At 74.0% G+C, this 4,751-nt stretch carries 6 protein-coding genes; 5 read left to right on the plus strand and 1 reads right to left on the minus strand.

From position 1 onward, the window contains the following. Nucleotides 1–990 (minus strand): phosphate ABC transporter substrate-binding protein PstS (gene pstS, locus ABZ641_RS26105; protein ID WP_359985447.1); only part of this gene is annotated, 990 nt, incomplete at its 3' end. A gap of 259 nt (nucleotides 991–1,249) precedes the next feature. Here pstS and ABZ641_RS26110 point away from each other — a divergent pair. From ABZ641_RS26110 to ABZ641_RS26130, 5 genes are all read left to right on the plus strand, one after another. Further along, entirely contained in the window at nucleotides 1,250–2,899 is a 1,650-nt protein-coding gene (locus ABZ641_RS26110) for a phosphonate degradation HD-domain oxygenase (protein WP_359985450.1), read from the plus strand. A gap of 88 nt (nucleotides 2,900–2,987) precedes the next feature. Continuing rightward, nucleotides 2,988–3,374, plus strand: coding sequence for a hypothetical protein (locus ABZ641_RS26115; RefSeq protein WP_359985452.1), 387 nt, complete (start codon nucleotides 2,988–2,990; stop codon nucleotides 3,372–3,374). A 313-nt stretch (nucleotides 3,375–3,687) separates the two neighbouring features. Further along, nucleotides 3,688–4,239 carry a DinB family protein gene (locus ABZ641_RS26120; RefSeq protein WP_359985454.1) on the plus strand — a complete coding sequence of 184 codons (552 nt, stop codon included), beginning with the start codon at nucleotides 3,688–3,690 and terminating at the stop codon, nucleotides 4,237–4,239. A gap of 118 nt (nucleotides 4,240–4,357) precedes the next feature. After that, nucleotides 4,358–4,519, plus strand: coding sequence for a hypothetical protein (locus tag ABZ641_RS26125; RefSeq protein ID WP_344626989.1), 162 nt, complete (start codon nucleotides 4,358–4,360; stop codon nucleotides 4,517–4,519). Further along, a partial coding sequence (locus ABZ641_RS26130; RefSeq protein WP_359985457.1) for a hypothetical protein occupies nucleotides 4,516–4,751 on the plus strand: 236 nt, incomplete at its 3' end. The genes ABZ641_RS26125 and ABZ641_RS26130, both read left to right, overlap by 4 nt.

Consider the following 4,751-nt stretch of genomic DNA (forward strand, 5'->3'; position numbering starts at 1 on the left):
GCCGGACTTGTTGCCCTTGTCGCAGACGATCTCGTACGTCACCAGGACGATCGGGTAGGCGCCGGCAGCCTTGGTCGCGTAGTCGAGGTTCAGGGCGAGGTCGCTGCCGGTGCCCGCGACCGTGGCGCCGGCGAAGGTGGTGGCCGCGTTGGCGGCCGTCGCGGTGACCGGCTGCGGGGCACCGGTGCTGATCGCGGCGCTCCTGAGGCCGTTGGTCTGGGCGAAGGAGAGTTCGACGTAACCGATCGAGTTCTGGACCTGCTTCACCTGGGCGGACACGCCGGCCGAGCCGTTGGCGGACTGGCCGCCCTGCCCGGCCCAGGTCTTGCTCGGCGGGTACGGCCAGGTGCCGTTGCCGGCCGCCGCGAGGTAGGCGGTGAGGTTCGCGGTGGTGCCCGAGTCGTCGCCGCGGTGGAAGCTCTGGATCGTGGTGTTCGGCAGCGTGGCGCCCGGATTGAGGGCGGCGACCGCCGGGTCGTTCCACTTGGTGATCTGCCCGTTGAAGATCTTGGCGACGGTCGGGGCGTCGAGCACGAGGTCGTCGACGCCGTCGACGTTGTAGACGATCGAGATCAGGCCGGCGACCATCGGCAGGTCGATGCCCTGCCCGCCGGTGCACACCTGCTTCGAGGCGGTGACCTCCTCCGGCTTCAGCGGGGCGTCCGAACCGGCGAAGGTCACCTTGCCCTGGTTGAACTGCTGCACGCCCGCCCCCGAACCGCCGCCGCCGTAGGTGACGGTGATGTCCGGGCAGGCGGTGCCGAAGGCGACCTTCCAGATGTCGATGGCGTTCGCCTGCGCGGTGGAGCCCGCTCCGAGCAGCTGCCCGGAGCCGTTGCAGGCGATCGGGGCGCCGCTCGCCGGGCCGGACGGTGCGGCGCCGGTGGTCGGTGCCGGGTCGGAGCCGCACCCGGCGGCGGTGGCGAGGACTGCGGTGAGGGCGGTGACGCCGGCCAGCAGGCGGGCGGCGGACATGGTCCGGCGGATCATGGGGATCTCCAGGTCGGCGGACGCGGACGGCGGTCGGGCCCATCGTCGGCCCGTGCTGCGCACCGCCGCACGGTCGACATGCCGCAGACTCACCCGAACGGGTGGCTCCGCCGCTCCCGTCCTCCCGCCCGTGGCCTGCTGTTTCCCTTCCCTTAACCCGGAAGTCCGGGGTTGGTCACCGGCCTTCGGCAGGGTCGCCGACGAAGGTGAGTTGCCTGTACAACTCGGCCCGCGATGGCCGCCCACCGAAGGACCCCGCATGTCCGATCCCCGTGCCCTGTCCGGCTACTGGCTGCGCGACAACTGCCCCTGCGACGAGTGCCGCGAGCCCGGCAACGGCCAGAAGCTGTTCCAGATCACCGACCTGCCCGCCGACCTCGCCGTCCGGGAGAGCACCGAGCGGGACGGCCACCTGGCCGTGCTCTGGACCGACGGCCACCGCTCCCGCTACCCGCTCACCTGGCTCGCGGCCGCCGCCCCGGACGGGCACGGACCGGAGACCGCCGGCCGGCACCCCGGCGACCACCGCACCGAGGCGGCCAAACGGCTGTGGCGCGCCGCCGACTTCGCCGCCGGCCTCCCCGAGGCCCACTGGGACGCCCACCTCGCCGACCCCGCCGAACGCGCCGCCGTGCTGCGCGCCGTCCGGCACCTCGGCTTCGCCGTGCTGCGCGGCGTCCCCACCACCGACCGGCAGGTGCTCGCCGTCGCCCGCACCTTCGGCCACGTCCGGGTCACCAACTACGGCGAACTCTTCGACGTCCGCGTCGAACCCGACCCCAACAACCTCGCCTTCACCAGCGCCGCCATCACCCCGCACACCGACAACCCCTACCGCGACCCGGTGCCCACCCTGCAACTGCTGCACTGCCTGGAGAACGCCGCCGAGGGCGGCGACTCCGGCCTGGTCGACGGCTTCGCCGCCGCCGACCTGCTGCGCACCGAGGCACCCGAGGACTTCGCGCTGCTCACCCGGACACCCGTCCCGTTCGCCTTCCGCGACCGCACCACCGAACTGCACGCCGAGCGGCCGCTGATCGAGACCGACGCCCTCGGCCGGATCCGCGAGATCCGGTTCAACAACCGCTCCATCGGCACCCTGCGGCTGCCCGCCGCCGACCTCGACGCCTTCTACGCCGCCTACCGCCGCTTCGCCGCGATCATCCTGCGCCCCGAACTGCAGCTCACCTTCCGCCTCGACCCCGGCGACTGCCTGGTCTTCGACAACACCCGGCTGCTGCACGCCCGCACCGCCTTCGACCGCGACGGCCACCGCCACCTCCAGGGCTGCTACGCCGACCTCGACTCCCTCGGCTCCGCCCTCGCCGTCCTGGACCGCCACACCGAGGCCCTGGACACCCTCCAGGAACTCTTCGAGGGCGAGGGCGCCGAGGAGTACCTCGGCGAGGCCGTCACCCAGGCCGAACACATGCTGCAGGCCGCCGTCCTCGCCCACCGGGACGGAGCACCGCCGCACCTGGTGGCGGCCGCCCTGCTGCACGACGTCGGCCACTTCCACGGCGCCGTCACCGGCGCGCAGTTGACGGCCGGCACCGACAACCGCCACAGCCACACCGGCGCCGACTGGCTCGCCCGCTGGTTCGGCCCCGAGGTCACCGAACCGATCCGGCTGCACGTCGCCGCCAAGCGCTACCTGTGCGCGGTGGAGCCGGCGTACCGGGCCGGCCTGTCCGAAGCCTCCGAGCACACCCTCCGGGTGCAGGGCGGCCCGATGGCCGCCGAGGAGGCCGCCGCCTTCGCAGCCCTGCCCGCCGCGGCCGACGCCGTCGCCGTCCGCCGCTGGGACGACCTGGCGAAGACCACCGACACCGACACCCCCGCCTTCGACCACTTCCGCCCCCTCCTCGCCGACCTCCTGTCCGCCGGCGCGATCGGGACGCACCGGTAGCCACCCCCGGCACACCCGGACGGGAACGTCCGAACTCCGGCAGCCGACCGCCATGATGGGAGCCCGATCCTGAAGGAGTGCTGACCGCGTGAGGCTCACCCGTGACCCCGTGTACGGCGAAGTGGATCTCACGGCCTCGGCCGAGGAACTGAGCGGCCTGGCGGGCGCGGTGGCCGAGGGCGAGGGGCTGCTCGCCGCCGCGCCCTCGCCGGACACCGACGCCCTGGCGGGGGTGGAGGCCAGGAGGACCGCAGGCCCGGGCGTCCTCGTCCATCTGGATCCGGCGCGGCGACTCCTCGTGATCAGCGGTGATGCCGCCGGCAGGGAGGTGCTCGCGGACGACCTGCGCGGCATGGCTGCGGCCGAGGACGGCGGCCACCTCCACATCGAACACGTCCCCGGGCACTTCTACCTGGCGGAAGGGTCCCTGCCGCTGACGGTCAACAGCCCGCACGGAGGAATGCCGATCCGCTGAGCCGGCCGCCGGTCCGACCTGCCGGAGGCCCTGCCCGGCCGGCACCGTCTCGACCCGGCGGGTCCCGGGTCGCCCGGCGCGAATTGCTTCGGGTGCAGCCCTTCCCAGGGAACGGGCGGCCGTGGGACAGTGTCCGCTCCTGGGGAGGCGGGTCTGTCACCTGGTGGAACAGGTGCTTCACGCCTCGCTGTGTCGGGTCCGCTCGCGCACACGGGCGGCACCGCGGGTGCCCGGCAGCTGCCATGCGGCCGGGCACTCGTCCGCGCCTCGGCCCGGGCTTCCGCAGCGCCGCGGCAGCGGCCAGGATGTCGGTATGACCCCACCGACCCGCCGTGCGGAATCCTTCGACCCCGCCGACCGCGCCCGCCGCTTCGCCGGCCCCGCGACCGGAGACGAACGCCCGCTGCTCACCGACATGCTGGCCGCCCAGCGGCACACCCTGGAGCTGAAGTGCCGCGGACTCTCCACCGGGCTGGCCCGGCGTTCGGCGGAGCCGTCCACCCTCTCGCTGCTCGGCCTCGTCCGGCACCTCGCGGAGGTGGAGCGGCGCTGGTTCCGCCGGGTCCTGGCCGGGCAGGACGCGCCGGCGCTGTTCGTCTCGGAGGCCGACCCGGACGGGGACTTCGACGGTGCCACCGACGATCCGGAGGTCGTCCGGGCCTCGTGGCAGGCGTGGCGGGACGAGGTCGCCTTCGCCGAGCGGTTCGCGGCCGAGGCACCGCACCTGGACGTGGAGGGCCTGGACGACTGGCGAGGCCCGGTGTCGCTGCGCTGGGTGCTCGTCCACATGATCGAGGAGTACGCCCGCCACAACGGCCACGCGGACCTGCTGCGCGAACGCATCGACGGCGCCGTCGGCCTGTGACCCGCCGGTGCTCCCGGTGTGCGGCGCGACGTCAACCCGCCCTGCACGGGGCGCGACTGACGATGCGCCACCGATCATGGCTGCGGCGCGCTACCGTCTGATCACAGGAGGTGGTGTTGTGGCCGAACCCCAGGTGTGCCCGGGATGTGCCGGGCGGCGCGGCACCGAGAAGGTGCAGCACACGGTGGAGGCGGACGGCAGCGGCTGGCAGGTGCACCGCGAGCACCGGTACTGGTCGCCGTGCGGTCGGTGCGGCGGCGCGGGGGTGGTGTACGGATGAGGTCCGTGTTCGTCTGCCGGGAGTGCTCGCTCAGCTACCTGCCGCCCGAGTCGCTCGCCTACAGCGACGGCCCGGCCAGCCCGGTCTGGTGCTCGATCTGCCAGCAGCGCGCCGCCGACCTGGGAGTTCCCGAACCCGCCGCGGCCCGGGCGGTCGCCCTGCTGGCCGCGCGCAGCGCCGCCGGGCGGGAGGCTCCGCCCTCGGCGGCCCGCTCCGGCCCGGACGTCCGGCC

Origin of the sequence: Kitasatospora sp. NPDC007106, assembly GCF_040634455.1 — a bacterium.
Lineage (GTDB): Bacteria > Actinomycetota > Actinomycetes > Streptomycetales > Streptomycetaceae > Kitasatospora > Kitasatospora arboriphila.

What these genes read in the sequence shown, in the direction of transcription:
- ABZ641_RS26120 (WP_359985454.1), top strand. Translation starts at nt 3,688, where the DNA reads ATGACCCCACCGACCCGCCGTGCGGAATCCTTCGACCCCGCCGACCGC.
- ABZ641_RS26110 (WP_359985450.1), top strand. Translation starts at nt 1,250, where the DNA reads ATGTCCGATCCCCGTGCCCTGTCCGGCTACTGGCTGCGCGACAACTGC.